At 54.6% G+C, this 21,331-nt stretch carries 20 protein-coding genes; 6 read left to right on the top strand and 14 right to left on the bottom strand.

The window, feature by feature from the left end:
- Positions 1–148: 148 nt before the first annotated feature.
- The 3 genes from amrS to amrB are packed head-to-tail and all read right to left on the bottom strand — an operon-like array spanning position 149 to position 2,646.
- The gene (amrS, locus tag RBR60_RS12775) at positions 149–1,210 is read right to left on the bottom strand and encodes an AmmeMemoRadiSam system radical SAM enzyme (protein ID WP_320357376.1); all 1,062 of its coding nucleotides are present in this window, start codon (positions 1,208–1,210) and stop codon (positions 149–151) included.
- Positions 1,211–1,267: 57 nt separating this feature from the next.
- Positions 1,268–1,834 carry an AmmeMemoRadiSam system protein A gene (gene amrA, locus RBR60_RS12770; RefSeq protein WP_320357374.1) on the bottom strand — a complete coding sequence of 189 codons (567 nt, stop codon included), beginning with the start codon at positions 1,832–1,834 and terminating at the stop codon, positions 1,268–1,270.
- The gene (amrB, locus tag RBR60_RS12765; RefSeq protein ID WP_320357372.1) at positions 1,831–2,646 is read right to left on the bottom strand and encodes an AmmeMemoRadiSam system protein B; all 816 of its coding nucleotides are present in this window, start codon (positions 2,644–2,646) and stop codon (positions 1,831–1,833) included. Before amrB ends, amrA begins: the two co-directional genes overlap by 4 nt.
- A gap of 201 nt (positions 2,647–2,847) precedes the next feature.
- Between amrB and RBR60_RS12760 the strand changes: the two genes are divergently transcribed.
- Positions 2,848–4,449, top strand: coding sequence for a lectin like domain-containing protein (locus RBR60_RS12760; protein WP_320357370.1), 1,602 nt, complete (start codon positions 2,848–2,850; stop codon positions 4,447–4,449).
- A 182-nt stretch (positions 4,450–4,631) separates the two neighbouring features.
- Here the strand turns inward: RBR60_RS12760 and RBR60_RS12755 are convergent, their stop codons facing one another.
- Positions 4,632–6,011, bottom strand: coding sequence for an NAD(P)H-dependent oxidoreductase (locus tag RBR60_RS12755; RefSeq protein ID WP_320357368.1), 1,380 nt, complete (start codon positions 6,009–6,011; stop codon positions 4,632–4,634).
- Positions 6,012–6,266: 255 nt separating this feature from the next.
- Here RBR60_RS12755 and RBR60_RS12750 point away from each other — a divergent pair, with 255 nt between their 5' ends.
- Together RBR60_RS12750 and RBR60_RS12745 are read left to right on the top strand one after the other, a co-directional pair.
- A complete protein-coding gene (locus RBR60_RS12750) occupies positions 6,267–7,421 on the top strand; it encodes a (Fe-S)-binding protein (RefSeq protein WP_320357366.1) in 1,155 nt (384 codons plus the stop codon).
- A 110-nt stretch (positions 7,422–7,531) separates the two neighbouring features.
- On the top strand, positions 7,532–8,182 hold the full coding sequence (locus tag RBR60_RS12745) for a LysE family translocator (protein WP_320357364.1): 651 nt from the start codon (positions 7,532–7,534) through the stop codon (positions 8,180–8,182).
- 28 nt (positions 8,183–8,210) lie between these two features.
- Here RBR60_RS12745 and RBR60_RS12740 read toward each other — a convergent pair whose 3' ends face one another.
- Complete coding sequence (locus RBR60_RS12740; protein WP_320357363.1) at positions 8,211–8,981, bottom strand: lysophospholipid acyltransferase family protein; 771 nt, start codon at positions 8,979–8,981, stop codon at positions 8,211–8,213.
- A 274-nt stretch (positions 8,982–9,255) separates the two neighbouring features.
- Between RBR60_RS12740 and RBR60_RS12735 the strand changes: the two genes are divergently transcribed.
- From RBR60_RS12735 to RBR60_RS12725, 3 genes are all read left to right on the top strand, one after another.
- Positions 9,256–10,458 (top strand): murein transglycosylase domain-containing protein, encoded by a 1,203-nt coding sequence (locus tag RBR60_RS12735; RefSeq protein WP_320357361.1) that lies wholly within the window; start codon positions 9,256–9,258, stop codon positions 10,456–10,458.
- A gap of 231 nt (positions 10,459–10,689) precedes the next feature.
- Positions 10,690–11,277 (top strand): LPP20 family lipoprotein, encoded by a 588-nt coding sequence (locus RBR60_RS12730; RefSeq protein WP_320357359.1) that lies wholly within the window; start codon positions 10,690–10,692, stop codon positions 11,275–11,277.
- A 189-nt stretch (positions 11,278–11,466) separates the two neighbouring features.
- On the top strand, positions 11,467–11,880 hold the full coding sequence (locus tag RBR60_RS12725; protein ID WP_320357357.1) for a hypothetical protein: 414 nt from the start codon (positions 11,467–11,469) through the stop codon (positions 11,878–11,880).
- Positions 11,881–12,320: 440 nt separating this feature from the next.
- Here RBR60_RS12725 and RBR60_RS12720 read toward each other — a convergent pair whose 3' ends face one another.
- From RBR60_RS12720 to nuoH, 9 genes are all read right to left on the bottom strand, one after another.
- The gene (locus tag RBR60_RS12720; RefSeq protein ID WP_320357355.1) at positions 12,321–13,745 is read right to left on the bottom strand and encodes an NADH-quinone oxidoreductase subunit N; all 1,425 of its coding nucleotides are present in this window, start codon (positions 13,743–13,745) and stop codon (positions 12,321–12,323) included.
- Positions 13,746–13,842: 97 nt separating this feature from the next.
- Positions 13,843–15,459, bottom strand: coding sequence for an NADH-quinone oxidoreductase subunit M (locus RBR60_RS12715; protein ID WP_320357353.1), 1,617 nt, complete (start codon positions 15,457–15,459; stop codon positions 13,843–13,845).
- Between the two features lie 30 nt (positions 15,460–15,489).
- Positions 15,490–17,295 carry a Na(+)/H(+) antiporter subunit D gene (locus tag RBR60_RS12710; protein ID WP_320357352.1) on the bottom strand — a complete coding sequence of 602 codons (1,806 nt, stop codon included), beginning with the start codon at positions 17,293–17,295 and terminating at the stop codon, positions 15,490–15,492.
- The gene (locus RBR60_RS12705; RefSeq protein WP_320357350.1) at positions 17,285–17,521 is read right to left on the bottom strand and encodes a hypothetical protein; all 237 of its coding nucleotides are present in this window, start codon (positions 17,519–17,521) and stop codon (positions 17,285–17,287) included. Before RBR60_RS12705 ends, RBR60_RS12710 begins: the two co-directional genes overlap by 11 nt.
- A 19-nt stretch (positions 17,522–17,540) precedes the next feature.
- Positions 17,541–19,034 carry a monovalent cation/H+ antiporter subunit D family protein gene (locus RBR60_RS12700; RefSeq protein WP_320357348.1) on the bottom strand — a complete coding sequence of 498 codons (1,494 nt, stop codon included), beginning with the start codon at positions 19,032–19,034 and terminating at the stop codon, positions 17,541–17,543.
- A gap of 27 nt (positions 19,035–19,061) precedes the next feature.
- A complete protein-coding gene (nuoK, locus tag RBR60_RS12695) occupies positions 19,062–19,382 on the bottom strand; it encodes an NADH-quinone oxidoreductase subunit NuoK (protein ID WP_320357346.1) in 321 nt (106 codons plus the stop codon).
- Positions 19,376–19,900, bottom strand: coding sequence for an NADH-quinone oxidoreductase subunit J (locus RBR60_RS12690; RefSeq protein ID WP_320357344.1), 525 nt, complete (start codon positions 19,898–19,900; stop codon positions 19,376–19,378). Before RBR60_RS12690 ends, nuoK begins: the two co-directional genes overlap by 7 nt.
- Complete coding sequence (locus RBR60_RS12685) at positions 19,897–20,343, bottom strand: NADH-quinone oxidoreductase subunit I (protein ID WP_320357342.1); 447 nt, start codon at positions 20,341–20,343, stop codon at positions 19,897–19,899. Before RBR60_RS12685 ends, RBR60_RS12690 begins: the two co-directional genes overlap by 4 nt.
- Positions 20,340–21,326, bottom strand: coding sequence for an NADH-quinone oxidoreductase subunit NuoH (nuoH, locus tag RBR60_RS12680; protein WP_320357340.1), 987 nt, complete (start codon positions 21,324–21,326; stop codon positions 20,340–20,342). Before nuoH ends, RBR60_RS12685 begins: the two co-directional genes overlap by 4 nt.
- Between the last annotated feature and the right edge of the window lie 5 nt (positions 21,327–21,331).

The following is a 21,331-nucleotide window of genomic DNA, read 5'->3' as shown; positions in this document are numbered from 1 at the left end:
TCTGGTTTTGTGGCTATAATGTAACGGGGAACGACGGGGGAATTTACTACAAAACGCACGATATGGCCCAATTCCGCCGTGCCGTTCTGCCCAAGCCGATGGGGATTTTTGGCATCTCCATGGTTGAAAAGGGGTCTGACCCCTTTAACTAAAAACGCAAAGGCAAACAGCGGGGCCCCCAATCTCCGGGCAGGGCACCAAAATGTCCGGCACAGGGCTTTCCGCAGGCAAGGCAGATACCGCCCCCGCCCAAGCCCCAGTCCGTGATACGGTATCCTGCACGCCCGATGAGGGCTTTTTTACAGTGGGGGCAGAAGGTACTCTCTTTCTCGCCGGTCTGCACATTGCCCACATATACATGAAAAAGCCCCAGGGAAAGGGCCTGGTTTCGGGCCCGGATCAGGGTGGCAAGGGGGGTTCTTTCCAGATGCGCCATCTTAAAATCCGGGTGAAAAGCTGTGAAGTGCAGCGGCACCTCCGGCCCCAGATGTTCGAGAATCCAGGCACACAGGGCATGGATCTCCCCTTCCCCGTCGTTGCACCCGGGAATGAGAAGGGTTGTGATCTCAAGCCAGATTCGGGTTTCCCTCCGGATATAACGCAGGGTATCCAGAACCGGAGCCAGGGAAGCGCCGCAGAACTTTTTATAGAAATCCTCTGAAAAGGCTTTCAGATCCACATTGGCCGCGTCCATACGGGAAAAAAAATCCTCCCTCGCTTTTCCATGGATATAGCCTGCGGTAACAGCCACGGAAAAAATTCCCTTTTCCCGGCAGGCATCCGCCGTGTCCATGGCGTATTCAAAAAAAACCACAGGATCGTTGTAGGTGTAGGCCACACTGCAGCAGCCATGGACAGAAGCCGCTTCCGCAATGGCCTCCGGGCTGGCCTCTGCCATGAGCCTGTCCATGCTCCGGCAGCGGGAAAGGTGCCAGTTCTGGCAAAAGGAACAGCTCAGGTTACAGCCCGCCGTGCCAAAGGACAGCACAGGGCTTCCCGGATAAAAATGATAAAGCGGTTTTTTTTCGATGGGATCAATGCAGAAACCGCTGGAGCGGCCGTAGGTGGTGAGGACAATATCTTCCCTCGCCCCCATGCGCACAAAGCACCTGCCCCGCTGCCCGTCACCCAGACGGCAGGCATGGGGGCAGACCTGGCACTCCATGCGGCCATCTTCCAGTTTCCGGGCATAGATGGTGGGAGAATGCATGGTTTTTCTCCTTGCTAAGACATGTTCACCACAGACTCCCATGGTAAAATCTTACGATCAGGAGAACTCTTCTGTGGTATAGCGCGCTGCGCGCAGGTTTTTTGAGAACCCCGAGGCGGGCATACCGGCTTTAACTTTCAGGTGAGCAAGAAAAACCTCAGGCTTTGGAAGTTCTGCCCACACACTGGGCAGAAAGGTTGCCTGATGGATTCCATCCCGGAGGATCAGACCATCCACGCCGGGTCTCAGTTTTGCAATAAGATCCGCCTCGGACTCAAAATGGATGGGTTCCGGAGGCGTCAGAACGGAAATCCGCAGACAGATCTCCGCAAGTTCCCTCTCTTTCAGAGGGGCAAACCGCGGATCCTCAAAGGCTGCATTATACGCGTTTTCCATCACATCCAGGGCCAGAGGGCGGTGGGCAATGAGGGAACCGATGCAGCCCCGCAGGCGTTTTCCTTCATACAACGTAACAAAGGAAGCCCGGTTTTCACTGAGATTTCCCAAAAACTCTCCAATTTTCGTCCTGTCCGGTCTTTTTCCCTCTAATCCCTGCGCAATGGCCCTGTGGGCGAGGCGAATGAGAATACCCTTTTCCTCTGTGGTCAACAAAAGCTCTTTCATGGTGCTTTCTCCGCAAAAAGCCAGGCTCCGTATCCCACGACCCGCTTCCTGTCCCCCGCCGTATCCCCGGAATTGCAGAGCCCCAGACGATGCACGCAAAGCCCTTTGCTTTGTGCCGCAAGAAGGAGTCCGCGCAAAGGATAGGCTCCACAGGCCGCCTTAGGCGTAATGCCGCTGGTGTCCAGATTTTCAATGGCAAAAGCCGTTTCCCCGTCCACTCTACACGCTGTCTCGTAATCGTGGTAGTGGCTGAGATCCGAACTCACAAGGATCAGGGTTTCTTCCCCTCCCCAGAGTCGCGCCAGCACACGAGCCACCTCTGGAGCGGGGGTTTCACCCACCACCAGAGGTAAAAGGACAAAATCATCCAGAACTTCCTGTAAAAAGGGAAGCTGTACTTCCAGACTGTGTTCCAGGGAGTGGGCAAGGTCCAGAACCTGAACCCAGGCAAAATCCCTGACCAGATCCTTCAGGCAGCCCTCGTCCAGCCGGACTTCTCCCAGGGGTGTTGCAAAGCAATGAGATGTGGGAACAATCAGGCCTTTCACATACACCCTGTGCGCCGGACCCAGCAGAACCACCCGGCGTATGCGTTTTGCAAAGGCCTTAAGAATCTTGTACGCTCTTGCGGCAACAGGGCCGGAATACACATACCCTGCGTGGGGAACAATCATGGCTTTGGGAACAAGCCCAGGGAAATCAGGGGCTTGTTCCAGAAGGACGCGCACTTCCTCTCTGAGCCCCTGGGGATGGCCCGGATAAAACATGGAAGCCACAGCAGCAGGACGGACATGGGGGCTCTTGTCTTCCATGGAAAACCTCCATTTCTCCAGATCATAAAACATTCAAAACCCCTGTGAACATCGTATATCACAGAGCCTCAGCCCTTCACAATCCATGGCCGCGTAAGGGTGAAGATAAAACTTGCGAAACCTCGACGAATAAAGGTAAAAAAAAGCCCATGCTTTTTTCACGGGCCCTGCCCACCCCGAGATTCCACAAGGAGAGTCCTCATGTACAGACGGTTATGCGGTATCCTCATCGCAGCAGCCCTCGTATTTCCCGCCTATGCCCAGGATTCGGGCAAAATGGCTCCTCTGAACCCAAAGTTTGAAGCCTGGCGGGAAAGCCACAGCCTCTCCCGCAAACCCTTAGGGATTTCCGTCCCAGTCCCCGGGACCCCTTCCCCCCAAAGGATCACAGGCAAACGACCCGCCCCTTTAAACCTGCATCACCTTTACAACCAGTCCATTGCACCTTCCGCAAGAAAAGCCATGGATGCAACCGGGGGTTTTCCTGTGCGCTTTGATCTCCGGGAAAACCACAAGGTCACGGTGGTGAAGAATCAAAACCCCTGGGGCACCTGCTGGTCCTTTGCAGCCCTGGGATCCTCAGAATCCTCCGCTCTGGTGCAGGGGTGGCAGAACCCCGACTTTTCCGAAAAACACCTTGCCTATTATGCCTTCACCGATATCAACGAAACCCTTGTGGGCTTTGATATCAATCCCGAAGACTCCCTTTATGAACAAGGCGCCAATGCGCCCATACCCATGGCCATGCTCAGCCGCTGGACAGGCATTGTGGCGGAAGAAGATGCGCCCTATAAAGATTTTGACACAGCCCCCCCTGCGGATGCACCCAACGTTGCCCTGCTCCGCAAAGCCCTCATCGCCCCTGCGGGGGAGCATTTTGTGAATAACGTGAAGTATCTTCTCCAGAACAGCGGAGCGGTCAACATTGATGTATACGTTGACCTCCCGGAAGAAGGTGAAGAAGACCCCACCTTCAACGACAGCTTCAACCCGGAAACCGGAGCCTTCTACTACACAGGAGACTCTGAGGAAGGTAACCACGCCGTTCTCGCCGTGGGATGGGATGACACCTACCCCAAGGAAAACTTTCTGCAGGAGCCTCCGGGAGATGGGGCCTGGATTGTCCAGAATTCCTGGGGAACAGAATGGGGCGATGACGGCTACTTCTATGTTTCCTATTACGACGCCTTCACAGGGAAGTACCCGGGAGAAGACGCCTATGCCTATGTCATTACCCGCCCTGAAAATTATGACATCATCCACTTTCATGACCCCCTGGGTGCAACGGGTGCCTATGCAACGGGCGATGACAGCCAGGCCCAGTGGTTCAGCAATATCTTCCACGCCGAAGAAGATCAGAACCTCAAAGCCGCAGGCCTTTACACCCTCAGCCCCCATGCGGAACTGACCCTTTCCGTATACACCAGTCCCGATCCCTCCAACCCCAGCAGCGGTGTCCTTGCCTTTGGCCCCTGGACGATCACCAAGGAAATACCCGGCTACCACGTCATTGACCTTGAGCGGGAAGTTCCCCTCCAGAAAAGTCAGTCCTTTTCCATCGTGGTCCGTATCCAGACCCAGGATACGGAACCCCCCATTGCCATTGAAGGACCTCAGGAAGCCTACTCCAGCAAAGCCACAGCCCGGAAAGGCCAGAGCTTCATCAGCGCGGATGGCAATACCTGGAAAGACATGACAGACGAAAAAGCTGATACCAACGTCTGTCTCAAAGCCCTTTCCACCCAGCGCTCCCCCGATCCGGAACCTGTGGAAAGCTGTTTCATCAGAGCCTTGTTCCGCTGATACGGCAAGAAGTTTTTCTTCCGTTCTATGGAGACAATCCCCGGTGTGCCTGATCAAAAGGTTTCCGGGGATTGTTCTTTGCATACCTTGACTTAAAAAAACATCACATCCGTCTTTGGCACCCTGAAACGCCAGCCCCTCTCAGGGGCTTTTTTCCCCCAGAGCCGTCTTCTTTTCTGTTTTCAGGGCAATCGGTCCACCACCTTGCGTATGGGCTTCACCATCTCGGATTTGAGCATCTTCCGGATGGCTTCTTTTGTGCCGGGATCTTTCATCACATCAAACATAAAAGCATTGGTTTCCATGGCCCGCTTGTCATCCTGGGGGAAATCGTAAATGCCGTTGGCCTCAAACCAGGTATGATCCGCCTGAAAAACAAAACGGTGGCGGCCAAAAACATCATCCCGGAACACCTTCATCCCCCCCTTGCCCAGGAAGGTGGCAGGCGACACAAATCCCCTTTCCCAGGCTTCCACAGCCCGCTCAGCCAGGGTATCCAGCAAAGCGTCCAGCAAAGGGGCCTCGCAGCACTCATCCGTGACCATGTCCACAAGCCCAGCGCCCTGCCATTCCGTAAAGGCTGTGAGTACCTCCCGGAAAGGCCCCATCTGCCCCAGAGGACCGGATACAAGAAAGCCCAGCTGCTTTCCCCGCAGTGTCGGCGTATGGGTATTGTAAAAGCCCCGATCAAAAAACGTTTTCCACAGTGCGGAAAACATGCGGTCTTCCACCTTCATGACAAAAAAGAGAATGTCTGCGGTTTTAATGCGTTCTTCATAGGCGGCAATAAAGTCGTCCTTCCCCGCATACACGCATTGGTGGTCAAAACCACACTGCACACAGCCAAGACACCCTCCGGCCATGGAAATCTCTTCCAGCACCAGACGATCTGCGCCCGGAAAACGGGCGACCATGCGATCTGCCATGGCGCCTGCATTTTCAGCCGGGTATCGTCTATCCTGGATGATGAGCACCTTTTTTCCCTGAACATCCAGAGCGGGGGAAGCCTCGCCGCTCTTGTAGTTCCAGGCCTTGTGAACAAGGGGAGCGAAAGCCCTTGTCACCGGACGTCTGCGCCCCACTGTCTCCAGCATATCCCCAGCAAAAGCCTCCAGCCGCAACCGCTCTTTTTCCTGCAGAAGATCATAGGAGTCTGCGGAAAAAGCCCCGGCAAACCGCATGCCCAGATCCTCAAGGGTCGCCCGCATGTAGGCATGGGCGGCGTGGTCAAAAAAATTGATGGAAGTGGTGAGGACCGCCGCATATTTCCCGGAAAAAGCCCGCCCCAGGTCAACTTTGAAAAGGAGTTCCATAAAACGCTTGAGCTGGGAAGGAATGGTGAAGGTATAAACGGGCTGGGCAAAGAGTACCAGATCCGAAGCCCTCACCAGCTCTGCAATCTCTCCTTGTTTTTCAGTCTTTTCCTCAATACTCCGGATTGTCTGGCCCACATGCACGTAATGCCAGACATGCTCCGGGAACTTTTTTTCCATGTAACGCACAGACTGGAGAGTAACGCTGAGTTCGCCCTTGGGACTGCCACTGATGACCGTGATCTGCATTCTTCCCCCCTTTAGCGGTGAATCATTCGGATATCCGTGTTTTTTTGCCTCCTGCTCCGTAACGGAAGCAGGCCTTTATTTGTATGCAAAATATCTACATACAAAAACACAAGCCACAATCCCGTGTCCACAAAAAAATTCCTGTCTTCTTTTTCCCCCTCCCTTTTCCACCCTGAAATAAAGGATCGCAAAAAGCACACATAGGGGGTATGGATAGGCATTCACATTCCAACCATTCATCGTACGGAGGTCACCATGACACAACAGGGGTATATGGATGAGAGCCATCTGAAGGAAGTCTGTGAACGCTGCAACGCCTGCGAAACCTGCCTCAGCGTCTGCTGCACCTTTGAAGCCACAGGGGAGGAGGAAAAAAGTCCCATGCACCGTCTCGGGATTATCAGCCGCCTCCTCTCCCGGGAAGGCCTCACAAGCGAAGATACCTACAACCTCTACACCTGCACGGACTGTGGTCGCTGCGATACGGTCTGTCCCATGGACATTCCCATCTCCGCAGCCCTGGCCCAGGGCAAAGTGTTCATGGTGGAAAGGGGGGCAGGCCCCCTGCCAAGGCATGAGGAAATGATTGCTTCCATCTTTGCCAAACGGAATGCGGTGAACAAGGATCCCGAGACCCGCCTGGACTGGCTGCCCGAGGAAGAAAGATCCCAAGCCCCCATAGATCAGCCCTGTGACACCCTCCTTTACTTAGGATGCATGGCCTCCTATCTGGACATGGCCACAGCCCGGGCCTCCTATTTTCTTCTGAAAAAAGCAGGAATTCCCTTTACTCTGATGGGGGATGAATTCTGCTGCGGCATCTATCCCTACAATGCCGGAAAACGTGAAGAAGCCCGCATGATTTTTGAAAAAATGCATGCCCAATTCAAAAATCTCGGCATCTTCCGCATCCTGGTGCCCTGCGCCGGATGTCACCGCACATTTTCTTTCTATTATAAGGAAATGCTCCGGGATTTTGCCATTGAAGTACGGCACATCAGTGAGATAATGCTTGAAATTTTTGAAGAAAAACGTCTGACCTTCACCCCCGCCTCCGGCACCCTCACCTTCCACGACTCCTGTAAACTCGGGAGAAAGGCCGGAATCTATGATGCCCCGAGAACGCTGCTTCGCAGCCTGGGTTTTGATTTAAAGGAAATGGCAGACAGCCGCGAAGATTCCCGCTGTTGCGGGGCCGGGGCCGGGGTGCGTTCCTTTGCACCGGATCTTTCCATGTCCATCGGAAAAAAACTGCTGGAAGCCTCCACAGAAAAGGCCATGGTCTCCACCTGCCCTTTCTGCATATTTAACCTGGGGTATACAGCCAAAAAATCCGGCATGGAGCGCAAGGTTTCCCACATCGCCCCTCTCGTGTACGCCCTGGTAACGGAGTCTCCCGCCTCTCCATGAAAAAAGGAGGCTGAGAGCCCCCAAAAAAGCAGATCTGGACAAGAAGGGCTCAAGGGGCTATCAGAGATCTCTGATGTCCTTTGAGCCCTTTTTATTTTCAGGAGACGCCCATGTTTGACGCTTCCCTTCTTACCTTCCTCCTGGCCATGCTTGTGCTCACCCTTGCACCGGGTGCAGATACCCTCCTTGTGGTTCGCAATACCCTCAGGGGCGGATGGCGGGAAGGAGACATCACTTCCCTTGGGATCTGCTTTGGGCTTTTCATGCATGCAGGGCTTTCTGCAGCTGGAATTTCTCTGATTCTGCTCCGGTCTGCAACGGCCTTTTCCCTTCTCAAAACTCTGGGTGCCCTCTACCTCATCTGGCTTGGCATCAAAAGTCTGCGCGCGGCCATGGGAAAACCCCCTGCTCTTTCCGCCCTGCCACCGCAGGGTTCCGAACCTCCCGTACCCAAATCTGTGGGCAGAGCCTTTACCGAAGGTTTTCTTTCCAATATTCTCAACCCCAAGACCGCTGTATTTTACATGGCCTTTCTGCCCCAGTTCATCCGCCCCCAGGACCCCATATTCCTCAAATCCATGTTCCTCGCGGCCCTGCACTTCATGATGGCCCTTTTCTGGCTCTGCCTTGTGGCCCACAGCCTGCACCGCCTGCGTGGCCTTTTTCACAAGCCCACCTTCACACGCTGGCTGGAAGGGGCCAGCGGAGGTCTTCTTCTGGGCTTTGGTATCCGTCTTGGCCTCACAAAGGCCATGGGCTGAAGCCAAAAAATCACTCAGCGCCGGGAATTCAGCGAGCCAGAGCGGGTTCTTCTGCGACCACTTCTTCTTTATGGGCGCTCACATGGGCTCCGATCTTTCTGCGGAAAAAGGCTGCGGTTTCCTCCACCGACATGTGCTGAAAATCCTCATAGGCCACAGGCGGAAGAATCTGAATTTTCATGGGTGCCTGGCTTTTAAGCTCCAGGCTGTACTTGGGCAGAACCTCCCTTGTACCATCAATGGCAATGGGCAGGATAGGCAGCTTCAGCTCATGGGCCAGCTGGAAGGCTCCGGGTTTGAAAGGCCTCAGAATTCCCGTTTCACTCCGGGTGCCTTCGGGAAAAATAAAAACGGAATTCCCCTCTCTGAGGGTTTGCCGACATTTCTCCAGCATTTCCAGAATGCTGTCCTTATCCCCCCTTTTCAAGGGAATGTACCCATTCAGCCGCATATTCCATCCAATGAAGGGCAGCCTGAAAACCTCAATCTTCGATACCCACTTAAAATGGAAAAAAGTCCGGAAAGCCGCGAGAATATCCAGCTGAGACTGATGATTGGACACCACCACATAGGTGGCTTTCCTGTCAATGTACTCCTTGCCGCTCACCACAAATTTCCAGGTGGGCATGGTCCAGTAATGGCAGGTGGACCAGAAGCAGGCATAAAGATGCAAAAGACGCAAACGCGGATCAAAGGGCCGGGTTACCACCCAGATGAGAAGCGCCCCTGCATAGAAAAAGGGGCCCGCTGCCATGACAGACACAACAAAAAGAAAAGAAGCCAGGCGATTCCAGAACATTTTATTCTCCCTTCTTTCTCCCTGCGATCCGCCATGGAGCCACCAGACGGATCCTTATCCCGTAAAACTTTTTCATGGATTTTCTATAGCGCATGATGCTACAAAAAATAAATGCTAATCCTTACCTATAAAAAATTCCTGCAACCGCACTCCCGCATCAGGGCAGCACCCGGTTCCATGCCGTAAAGGATTCAGCATGCGTCTGTCAGCCTTATTCTTGAAGACACGTTTGTCTGAAAACTTCATTCCAATCCACAGCCCAAGGAGTCCCGCCATGCGCAATGTACCAACCCGCATCCTGGCCCTGGTATTCCCGGCCCTCCTGCTGATGGCCTCTTCCGGACTCGCCCAGTCCTTTGAAGAGTACATGAAGGAACAGCAGAGCGCTTTCAGTAACTATCAGGAACAAATCAACCGAGAATTCCGTGAATACCAGAAAATCATCCAGGAAGAATTCCGAAACTACAAAAACCAGATCAGAAAATCCTGGGGCGATGAAGTGGTAAGCACCCCCACCCAATGGGTGGAATACAGTCAGAACATGAAAAACCGCACCCTGGTGGATTTTGAAAAGAACACCATCACCATTGAAATCCAGGCGTCCGCAGATAAAAAAGATGTCAAAAAAGAGTTGGAAGAACGGCTAAAGGCCCTGGTCACAGCCACATCGGCCCAGGCCTTTGACAATGATACCCTCTCCCGGAACATCGAAAAGAGGATCACCGAAGCCTCTCAGAATGTGGTGACAGACAAGGTAAAACCCGAACCCATTCTCACCAAAGCCCTCACAGGTACAGAAAAACCCAGCGCCCGCCAGGTTCTTAACACCGCAACGGACCTTGCCAAAAAAAGCACGGAAACCCAGAGAACCGCGCCGGATCCCGCCAACCGTATCCACACCTTCACCATTGCTCTTCCGGATGTGACGCTCAGCGATAAAGCCGCGACCTATGACAGAGAAATTCTGCGTTACGCCAAAGAACACAAAATAGATCCGGCTCTCATTGTCTCCATCATGCATAGCGAAAGTTCCTTCAATCCCATGGCCAAATCCCATATCCCAGCCTATGGTCTCATGCAGATTGTTCCCCAATCCGCAGGCAAAGATGCCTCCGCTCTGGTTTATGGGCAGCAGAAACTGCTTTCTCCCTCCTATCTTTATAATGCAGACAACAACATCAAGATGGGGAGCGCCTACCTGCACATTCTGTATTACCGCTACCTCTCCGCCATTCAGAACCCGGAAAGCAGACTCTATTGCAGCATTGCCGCCTACAACACCGGTGCGGGCAATGTGGCAAGGGCCTTTACGGGAAACACCAATATCCGCAGTGCGGCAACCATCATCAATACCATGTCCCCGGATGCGGTTTATAACAAACTCGTAAAAGATCTGCCCCATGAGGAAACCCGCAACTACATGAAAAAAGTAACCCCCCGGTACAAGGGATATCAGGCAAGATACAAAGGCCGCTAGGAGCCTCAAAGAAAGTGTTGATGCTCTGCGTCATACGTTGTATCTTCTTTGCTTTACAAGAGGAAAAAACACATGAGAAACGGGTCTTTTTTTTCCTAAAATCGCCCCCAGGTTTTTAAGGCTCTGCACCCGGAATGGAAAGATCTCTCTGCGCAGAGCTTCAATCAACAAAAAAAAGTCATGTCTCTGATTCATTCAACCCGCACCCCAAAAAACAAGACGGAGGATTCCATGAAAAAACAGTTGCTCAAAGCCGTGGTCCTGATGAGCCTTGTCGCCCTCATCGCCGCATGTGCGCCCAAACAGACTCCCGTAAGCGACACTGGCATGCCCGATGAATACAAGGACGCCCCGGCCTGGGTCTTTAATCCCGATGTGGAAGGCGGTGTGTCTGCTGTGGGTACGGCAAAAATCGGCAAAGCCGGTTTTGCCTTTGCCCGCAACGAGGCCCTGGCGGATGGCAGGGATCAATTGGCGCGTCAGATGAGCATCAAGGTTCAGAACATGGTGAAAAACTTCACCCAGGCCACGGGTCTCGGGGATGATGAAACCGTTGACCGCGTTTCCTCCCAGGTTTCCCGCCAGGTGGCCAACCAGACCCTGAACGGATCCAAGATGCGCTCCATGTGGCGTGCGCCCAATGGCGAACTTTTTGTGTGGATGATCCTTGATCCTGAAGCCGTCCGCGTAGCCGCCAAAGACGCCGTTACCAGCTCCTACAAAAATGACCAGGCCCTGTGGCAGCAGTTCCAGGCCAAGAAGGCCCATGACGAGCTGGATGCGGTGATTTCCAAAGAGTTCCAGGACTTTAATAACTAATTCAGATTCCAAAGCGCAGGCTGCCCCATGGGCAGTCTGCCTTCCCATTTTCTGCCCTGCACCTGATCCGACCTGGGGACAGAGGCCCAGGATCAAAAAGATGGGGAGCGACGGCGCAGACCTGGACAAGCATTCAAGTGCATCCCGCGCTTTTCTGCCATCCCACGCCGCCACGAAAGGACCGGTTCCATGCCCACAAAACTTTTCCTCTTGCTCATACCCACCCTGATCTTCACAGCCTGTACACCCCACAGTTCCGGCACAGGTCCCCAGAACGCCCAAACCCGTCCCTCCTTCATTCTGAACCCCTCCATTGAAGGCCGCATGGGTGGCGTGGGAATTGCCCGCCCCCATATCAAGGGAGTAAGCGCCCAGCGGGAATTGGCCATTTCCAGAGCCATTGATGAAATCGCCCGCCAGAAGGGCACACGGGTCCAGTCCTGGCAAGCCATTCAGACCACAGGTACCCGGGAAAGCGCCAGCACTCACATGGAGGCCGTAAGTATCCAGACCACTTCGGGTGAAACCATCCAGGCCATCATCCGTCAGATGTGGGAAGATCCTGCCACCAAAGAACTTTATGTTTGGATGCTGACCCAGTAAAAAAACGTAGTCTTAATCGTTTTCATCCTTGTTCTTACCCGGGAAACCCTAAGAAAAAACCCGGGTGGGAAAAAAGGAAGGCCCAAACCAACCCCTCTTCCTTCTCTTCTCTCCATGGTTTCCACCTGCCGTTTTCAAAAAATCCCCGGACATGATGTGGGCATTCCCAAGTGATCTGGAATACAAAAAAATTTGCCTTATATGACCAATCATCTGCCCCAATCGTCAGTCAGAAAATCCACCCGTTACTGGTACGAAGTCTCCTTTTTACCGTGGCGAAGCTGCAAAACGCACTCATGGATAGGGCTTTATCCGGATCTCCTCTTCTTTAAGGATTCCCTTTAGACCGCTTCTTCCCTCAAAAGACAAAAAACCCTGCTGACTCTTGTATCCAAGTGACAGCAGGGCAGGATTTTACACCTCTACATCAATCAAAAGACTTACAGCAAAACAGCCACCACATCCTTTGCCATGGACACCAGGGACTCCGGAAAAAGACCTGCCCCCAGCACCACGGCGGTAATCAGCACACCGAAAACGGCTGCGGGAAGACCCTGGCGAAGTCTTTCCCCGGCCACTTCTCCTTCAGGCAGGGCATAGGCGGCCCGCACCAGTTTCAGATAGTAAAAGGCGGAGATGGCCGCATTGATCACCGCAAGAATGACAAGACCGTAATAGCCCTTGGAAATGGCTGCGGTGAACACAAGAAACTTGGTGGGAAAACCCACGGCAGGGGGAATCCCCGCCATACCACAGGCCGCAACGGCCAGGGTGAAGGCAAGAAGAGGCGATCTGCGATGCAGGCCCTTCAGACCATCGAAGCTTAAGTTTTCACCAGAAGTCGCCACCTGACAGACCACATAGAAACAGCCAAGGCTCATCACAAGATAACCGAAAACATAATAGATGGCAGCACTGAAGCCTTCGGGCCCCATGGCAAGGATACCCACCATGACATAACCGGCATGGGCGATGGAAGAATAGGCCAGAAGACGTTTGATATCGTTCTGCACCAGAGCTGCGAGGTTACCGTAGGTCATGGAAAGAACGGCGAATACCGCAAGAATCCACACAAGATGGCCGGAATCCACGCCGCATGCCGCAACAAGGCGGATGAGGAGGGCCACGGCCGCGATCTTGGGCAGGGTGGCCACAAAGGCTGTGGTTTCGTTGGCAGCCCCTTCATAGACATCCGGTGTCCAGAAGTGCATGGGAAAAAGGGCCAGCTTGTAGAAAAAACCCGCAAGAATCATAAGAAAACCGATAAGCCCCAGGGGCTGGGAAGAAAGAAGCTCCGGCAGCAGGGGGCCGAGTTCTGCAATATAGGTGGTTCCCGTAAGTCCCACCACATAGCTCATGCCAAAAACCGTGATGCCCGTTGAGAGCGCTCCGAAGAGCACGTACTTGAGGCCCGCTTCATACTGGATGCGGTGGGCCCCTTTGCGCATGGGAATGGCCACATAAAGGGCAAAGGAGGAAATCTCAAGGCAGAGCAGAAGGGTGAGCAGCTCCACCGCACTGACAAGGAAGGTGAGTCCCATGGCGGAGATGGAAAGAAACATGGCGTATTCCGCAGAAAGCTCCCTGCGTACCCCCGGAAACCCCGAAGCCAGGGCCAGAACACCGGCCAGACCTGCGGCCAGGATCAGCTTGAAGGTCTGGGAAAACAGATCCACACGGTAGGCGTCAAAAAAGAGCATGCCTTCGGCGTTCAGGCCAGCCACAGCCGCAAGGATGAGAATACCTGAGCCTCCCAGGGCAACCCTGCCCACCAGGGCCGGAGCGGCATTGAACAGGGAAAGCCCGAAAAAGACCAGGGTCATCCCGATGAGGACCAGTTCGGGGAGAAATTCCATCATATCCATGGTGTATCGATCCTAAACCTTGAGGTTGGCAAGTGCATGTTCAAAACAACTGAAGTAAAAATTCCTGAACGCCGGAGCTTTTATCCCGAAAACCCTTTCAGTGACCGGTTCCGGCTCCAAGCGCCCCCTGACCTGCGGCCACCTGTTCCAGAAGGTGACTGATGCTGGCATCCATCACGGAAAGCACGGGCTGGGGATGCAGACCGATCCAGAAGACAAAGACCACAAGAAAGGCCAGACAGGCCATCTCCCGAAGATCCAGATCCCAGAGTTTTCTTTCATGACCATGACCATGATCATGCTCATCGCCATGCCCCCCTTCTTCCCCTTCATGTCCATGCAGGCCCTCCAGTGCGGCCTCCCCATGGGAATGGGCATGGGCATGACCGTCACTTTTGTCCCAGACCATCTTCTGAAGCATGCGCAGCATGTAGGCCGCCGCCAGAATGGCACCGGGAATGGCGATGGCACCTACCAGGGGCTGGCTTCGGAATGCCCCCATGAGAACGAGAAACTCGCCCACAAAGCTGTTGGTTCCGGGGAAGGCCAGGGAAGAAAGGGAAAAGATCCCGAGGAAGGTCACATAGACCGGCATGAACATGCCCAGCGCCGCATTGTCTTGAAGCTCCCTGGAGTGGGTGCGCTCATAGATGATGCCGATGCAGATAAAGAGGGCACCCGTGGTGATGCCGTGGTTGATCATCTGAAGCATGGCCCCTTTGAGACCTTCCATGTTGAGAAGGAAAATCCCTAAGGTCACAAAGCCCATGTGGCCCACGGAGGAATAGGCAATGAGTTTTTTGATGTCACTCTGGCCCAGGGCCAGATAACCGCCGTAAAGGATGCCCACCAGGGAGAGGACGATGAGAAAGGGGGCAAAAAATTCCGTGGCCTGGGGTGCCATGGGCAGACAGAAACGCAGAAAACCGTATCCACCCATTTTTAACAGAATGGAAGCCAGAATCACGGAACCCGCCGTAGGCGCTTCCACATGGGCGGCGGGAAGCCAGGTGTGGAAGGGAAACATGGGAATCTTCACGGCAAAGGCCAAAGCGCAGCCCGCAAAAATCCAGGCCTGCCAGCCAAAGCTGTAGGAAGCTGCCATGAGATCCGGGATGAAGAAGGTACCCACCTTGACCCTGAGGGCGATGATGGCCACAAGAAAGAAGATGGAGGCCACAAAGGTATAGAGGAAGAACTTGATGGCCGCATAATCCTTGCGGGGTCCGCCCCAGACCGCGATGAGCAGGTACATGGGGATGAGCATGGCTTCCCAGAAAATATAGAAGAGCACCGTGTTCAGGCTGACAAAAACCCCGATCATGGCGGTTTCCATCACAAGAATGGCAAAGATGAATTCCGCCAGGCGGTGCTCAATGTATTTCCAGGAGCAGAGAATGCAAAGGGGCATGATGAGGGTGGTGAGCAGCACCAGAAGAACGGAAATGCCGTCCACCCCCAGCTGATAGGAAAGGCCGATGGTGGGAAACCAGTCCAGCACCTCCACAAACTGATAGGCTGCCGTGCTGCGGTCAAAGGCCGTCCAGAGCGGCAGGCTCAGCGCCGCTGTCATGAGGGTGACCAGAAGACCCCAGAGTTTCAGGACGGTCTGGTTCCGGATGAAAAAGCAGCAGGCAGCGCCGGCCAGAGGCGTCAGCAGCACCACCGAGAGAATGGGATAAGCCAGACTGTTGGAAAGGAGAACATTTGTCATCTTGAATACCGTATCCGGGTCTTCGGTTTTTTAAAGGAGGATCACCACGATCATAATGCCAAACAGCAGGATCGCCGCAGCGCCGATGTAATGCTGAATTTTTCCCGTCTGGGCCTGGCGGAGTCTGTCTCCCGCATCCAGCACCCCTTTGGCGGAGCCGTCCACCACATAATCAATGCCTTCCCTGTCAAACCAGGACAGGGCTCTGGCCGTCACCATGGTCCAGGCAAGGCCGATGGTGCGGTACACCTCCCCCACCCAGTCGTTGGCCCGGGACAGAGGCCCCTTTGCAAAGGCCATGAAGCCAAGGCTTCCCTTGCGGTAGAACCAGTCCAGATCGAGATTCATCTTCGGCTCCGGCCCCAGTTTTTTCACCATGAGGTAGAAACCCAGCCCCGTGAAGCCCAGAAGCTGGAGGGTTTCGGAGAGGTGGTAGGCCGTGTAGGGTTCATAATTCACGTCAAAGGGCAGCATGCGGTAGAGAAACTCCGGATACACCCCAAGGAAAAAGCACATGAAGGCCGCCATGGCCATGGCCCAGAGCATGCACCCCGGAGGATCCTGGGCATGGGGTACCGAAGGCTCGGATTTACCGCCATACCAGATGTAATAGGGCAGCTTGATACCCACGGAAAGGAAGGTCCCCACGGCCGCAAGGGAGAGCATGAGGAGAAGCCCCGTTCTGTGGGCCTCGCCCGCTGCGGCGATGATCATGGATTTGGACACAAAGCCCGAGGTAAGGGGAAAGCCCGAGATGGCGATGCCGCCGATGACGGTGAAGATCAGGGTCAGGGGCATTTTTCCGTAGAGTCCACCCAGCTCGTTGAGTTTGGAGCGGCCCGTCATTTCCAGTACAGCCCCGGCACCCATGAAGAGCAGGGCCTTGTAAAGAATATGGGCATAGGCATGGGCCACAGCACCATTGAGGGCCATGGCCGTTCCGATCCCCACACCGCAGACCATGTACCCCACCTGACTGACAATGTGATAGGCGAGGATACGCCGGGCATCGTTTTCGATGACGGCGTAGGCAACCCCGTAAAGGGTCATGATGGCCCCCAGAATGGCAAGGGCCTCAAAGCCGGGAAAGGCTCTGGCAAGGACATACACCGCCGTTTTGGTGGTAAAGGCGCACATAAAGACCGCCCCTGTCACCGTGGCTTCGGGATAGGCATCGGGCAGCCAGGCATGGATGGGCGGCACGGCGGCATTGAGCATGAAACCGATCATGATGAGGTAATCGGCAAGACCCGCATCCGAGGGCAGAATCTGCACAAAGGAAAGATCCCCGCCCGTGGCCCGGTATTTGAGGAAGATCCCCGCCAGAAGCACAAGGCCCCCCAGCATATGCACCAGAAGATAGCGGAAACCCGCCTCCATGGACTTTTTCTTTTTCCTGTACCAGACAAGAAAGGTGGAAGCCACGGCCATGAGCTCCCAGAAGACAAAGAGGGTGAGGTAATCCCCGGCCAGCGTCACCCCGAGAGAACCCGCCACATAGAGCCAGGCGGCGGTGTGCTGGCCCCAGTCCTCCACCTTGAGGGCAAAAAGGGAACCGATCACCGCCATGAGGGTGAAGACATGGAGGAAGACATAGGTGAGCTTGTCCACCTTGCCAAAAACAAGATCAAAGCCCATCCAGGACACCTGACCAAAGGTTTCGGGCAGGGCATTGATCTGAAAGAAGGCCAGCAGGGGAATGATCACCAGGGCGGCGTTTTTCAGTTTCGCCCGGCAGAACACCGGCATGAGCAGGGCCCCCAGGATAAAAAGGGTGGCCGGATGCACAAGCCAGGGGTGCAGCAGGGCCAGAGGCGAAAGCATACTACTTGTCATCGTAATAATCCTCTTGCTTCATAAGCCAGGCGTGGGAAATGCCCTTGCACAGCACAATCATGCCAAGGCAGCCCAGAAGGGCGAATACGCTCCAGAATCCGATCAGGGTGTCCCCGAAAAAATGGGGGTCATGGCGTTCTGCCATGAAATCATAGGCCACCGCCCCACCAAGAAAGGCGAAAAATGCCCATTTGAACCACAAGGCCCGCTCCCGGAGCCAGGTCATGAATCGTCCCATAAAAGCCTCACATCAGAAGATGGACAAGGGTCAGCAGCAGATCCGGCCGGATGCCGATGAGTACGGAAATGGCCGCAGTAATGCATAAGGGAATCACCATCAACAGAATCAGCGGACGGGTTTCGAGCATCCGGACACCGGACGGCCCGCCTCCCCCGTCTTCGGGTTTACCGAAAAAGGCCGTGAGTACCACGGGAACAAAATATCCGGCATTGAGAAGGGAGCTCACCAGGAGCACCGTCAGCAGAATCAGGTTGTTGATGTCCATGGTGCCGAGAGCCAGATACCACTTGGACACAAAGCCCGATACCGGCGGCACCCCGATCATGGAAAGGGAGGCAAGGCCAAAGGCCAGCATGGTAAGCGGCATGGCAAAGCCTAAGCCCGCCATTTCCCGGATGTCCTTTTTCTGGGTGGCCACAAAGATGCAGCCCGCCGCAAAAAAGAGGGTGATCTTGGCAAAACCGTGGTTGGCGATGTGGATGAGACCGCCTGTGATGCCGTTGGGGGTCAGAAGGGCTACGCCGAGAATAATATAGGAGAGCTGACTCACCGTGGAATAGGCAAGCCTTGCCTTGAGGTTGGTTTTGGTGAGTGCAATGGCGGAAGCCGTGATGATGGTAAAGCTCACAAAATAGGCCGTGATCAGCCCAAGCCCCGTATCCGCGAGAAGATCCACCCCATACACAGAAAGCATGATGCGGCAGACGGAAAAGACCCCGATCTTGACCACCACCACCGCATGGAGCAGGGCGGAAACCGGCGTGGGGGCCACCATGGCCGAGGGCAGCCAGGAGTGAAGGGGCATGACACCGGCTTTGGCAAAGCCGAAAAAGAGCAGGATGTAGCTTACCCCCACAAGGAAGCGGGAAGCGTCCGCCGGGAAGATACCGGAAGCGATGCTGCCTGCGGCAAAATCCAGGGTGCCGCACTGCACGTAGATGATGGCCATGGCCGGAAGAAGAAAGGCCTTGGAGGTGAACATGAGATAGACAATGTACTGCCTTGCTCCGGCATAACCTTCCTCATCCTGATGGTGCATGACCAGAGGATAGGTGAAGATGGAAACAATCTCATAAAAAAGGTAGAGGGTGAAAAGGCTGCCCGAGAAGGCCCCGCCCAGGGCCGCACCCACGGAAACGGCGTAGCAGACGTAGAAACGGGTCTGGGCATGCTCGTTTAAGCCCCGCATGTAGCCGATGCAGTAAATGGCCGCAAGAATCCAGAGAAAAGAAGCCGTACCGGCAAACAGGAGCCCTAAGGCATCAATGTGAAGCTTCACGGAAATGCCGGGCCAGAGTTCAAAGAAGGTATAGGCGTAACTTCCCCCCTTCAGGATATGGGGCAGGAGCAGGGCCACGGAGATGAAGGTCAGCACCGCGCCTGCAAGGGAAAAGGATTCCCTGAGGTTGGGCCGTGCGCCCGAAGCCATCACGGCCATGGCCGTGAGCATGGGCAGGAGCACGGGCAGGAGAATCTTGCTGGTAATCATGGTTTCCATACCGGTTTGCCTCAAATTGGCTTCGGGTTAATGACGCAGATCCTGAACCGCACTGGGGTCATCGGTTCTGTACGTACGGTAAACGGCCAGAATGAAACTGACCACAATGGCGGCTTCGGCAGCGGCAATCCCCATGATGAAAAGGGTGAAGACCTGGCCTGTGGCCGGATCCGCCAGAACAAAGCGGTTAAAGGCCATGAAATTGATGGAAGCGCCGCAGAGGATCAGCTCCGTTGAAATGAGCATGCCCATGAAGGAGCGGTGACGCACCATGCCATAAATCCCCATGACAAAAAGCACCAGGGCAATGACAAGGTAGGTGGTGAGACTTGTACTTACACTCAGCATTTTTCCGTCTCCCTTCCGCCGGTGGCAAGGATGATGGCGCCGATGATGGCGGCCAGCAGCACCACGGAAATGAGTTCAAAGGCAAGGCAGTAGCGGTACAGAAGGGTTTCCCCCAGCCAGGGCAGGGAAAAATCTCCCACGGTTTCCGCAGCCGGTCTGAAGGTGGCCCGGAGCAGAGCGGTCAGGAGCAGAACAAAACCGGAAAAGGCAGCGCCTAAGGCCAGAAAACGGTTTTTGCCCTTTAAATTGCTTTCTGCGATCTCCTGGGGCGTGTAGCCCACCATGACCCCGAAAACCATGAGAATACAGATGGCCCCCACATAAATGAGGATCTGCATCATGGTGAGGAAGATGCTGCCGAGATAAAAATAAATCCCCGCCACACCGAGAAGGCAGACCGCAAGGCCTAAAACCGCATGCATGAGCAGCCTTGCATGCACGGCCAGAAGGGCTCCCATGAAGATGAGCACCACAAAGGCGAAAAAGAGGGCCTCTGCGATGAAAACATAGGCTGTCATGAATGACCTCCCTTTCCGAGGCGCAGGAGAAGATCCATGTGGAAGTCCTCACGGGAAAATCCTGCCAGTCTGTAATCCTGGGAATAGGCAATGGCATCCGCAGGGCAGCTTTCCACACAGATGCCGCAGAGACTGCAGCGGGTAAAATCCAGCTCAAAGCCCGTCAGTACCTTCTTCTTGGAGCCTTCCGGTTTTTCACTGCGCACCGTGATGCAGGCCGAAGGACAGGCCTTGGCGCACATGCCGCAGGTGATGCAGCGGGTAGCGCCCGTTTCATCATCCGGCACAAGCTCGATATGCCCCCTGAAATTGGGAGTGATGGTGAGGCTTTCACGGGGGTAATGCACCGTCACCGTCGGCCTGAGCATTTCCCTGAAGGTCACGCCAAGGCCCACCAGCAGACTTTTTGTGCCCTGGTAGAGGTCGGAAAAATAGCCGCTCATAGTTTTACGATCACCGCCGTTACAATGAGGTTAAGGAGCGCAAAGGGAATCAGGTATTTCCAGGAAAGATTCATGAGCTGGTCAAAACGCACCCTGGGATACGTCCAGCGGATCCAGATCATGATGAACATCAGGATATACACCTTCACAAGGAACCAGAGGGCTCCCGTCCATGCGTCCATGGGAAGGGGCAGGCCGCTCCATCCGCCAAGGAATACGGCAACGGCAACACTGCTCACGACAAACATGTTGGTGTATTCACCAAGGAAAAAGAGGCCAAAGCCCATCCCCGAGTATTCCGTGTGGAAGCCTGCGGTGAGCTCACTTTCCGCCTCAGGAAGGTCAAAGGGCGCCCGGTTGGTTTCCGCCACGGCCGCCACCAGATAAATGATAAAGGCCACAGGCTGCACAAGGCAGAACCAGAGCCCTGAAATCTGGGCGTGTACAATGGTTTTCATGCTGAAGGAATTGGTGATGAGCACCACAGCCAGAAGGGAGAGCAGAATGGGAATTTCATAGGCGATATTCTGCGCCACAGAGCGCATGGCGCCGAAAAGACCATACTTGTTGTTGGAACTCCAGCCCGCCACAAGAATGGCCATGACGTTGAGGCTGGCCATGGCAAGGATGAAGATGAGGCCAATATCGAGATCCAGAACGGTCAGCTTCTCGGAAAAGGGCAGCACAAGAAAAGGCATGACCACGGGGGTAAAGGCCAGAAGCGGGGCCACCCGGAACAAAAGGCGGTTGGCGGTGTTGGGCACCACCAGCTCTTTGGTCATGAGCTTGAGCCCGTCCACCAGGGTCTGGAGAATCCCGTGCCAGCCCACCTCATAGGGACCGGGCCTGCGCTGGATGTGCCCTGCGATCTTCCTTTCCGCGTACACCATGAAAAGGGCGTTCACAAAGACCACGGAGACCACCAGAAGGGCGCAGATCAGCATGCGTACAAGCTCAGGCGGTAAAAAAGCAATATCCATCATGGTAT

Source organism: Desulfobotulus sp. (assembly GCF_034006065.1).
Taxonomy (GTDB): Bacteria; Desulfobacterota; Desulfobacteria; order Desulfobacterales; family ASO4-4; genus Desulfobotulus.
Note: the sequence above shows the minus strand (reverse complement) of the source record. Positions and strands in the feature narration are given on the sequence as shown.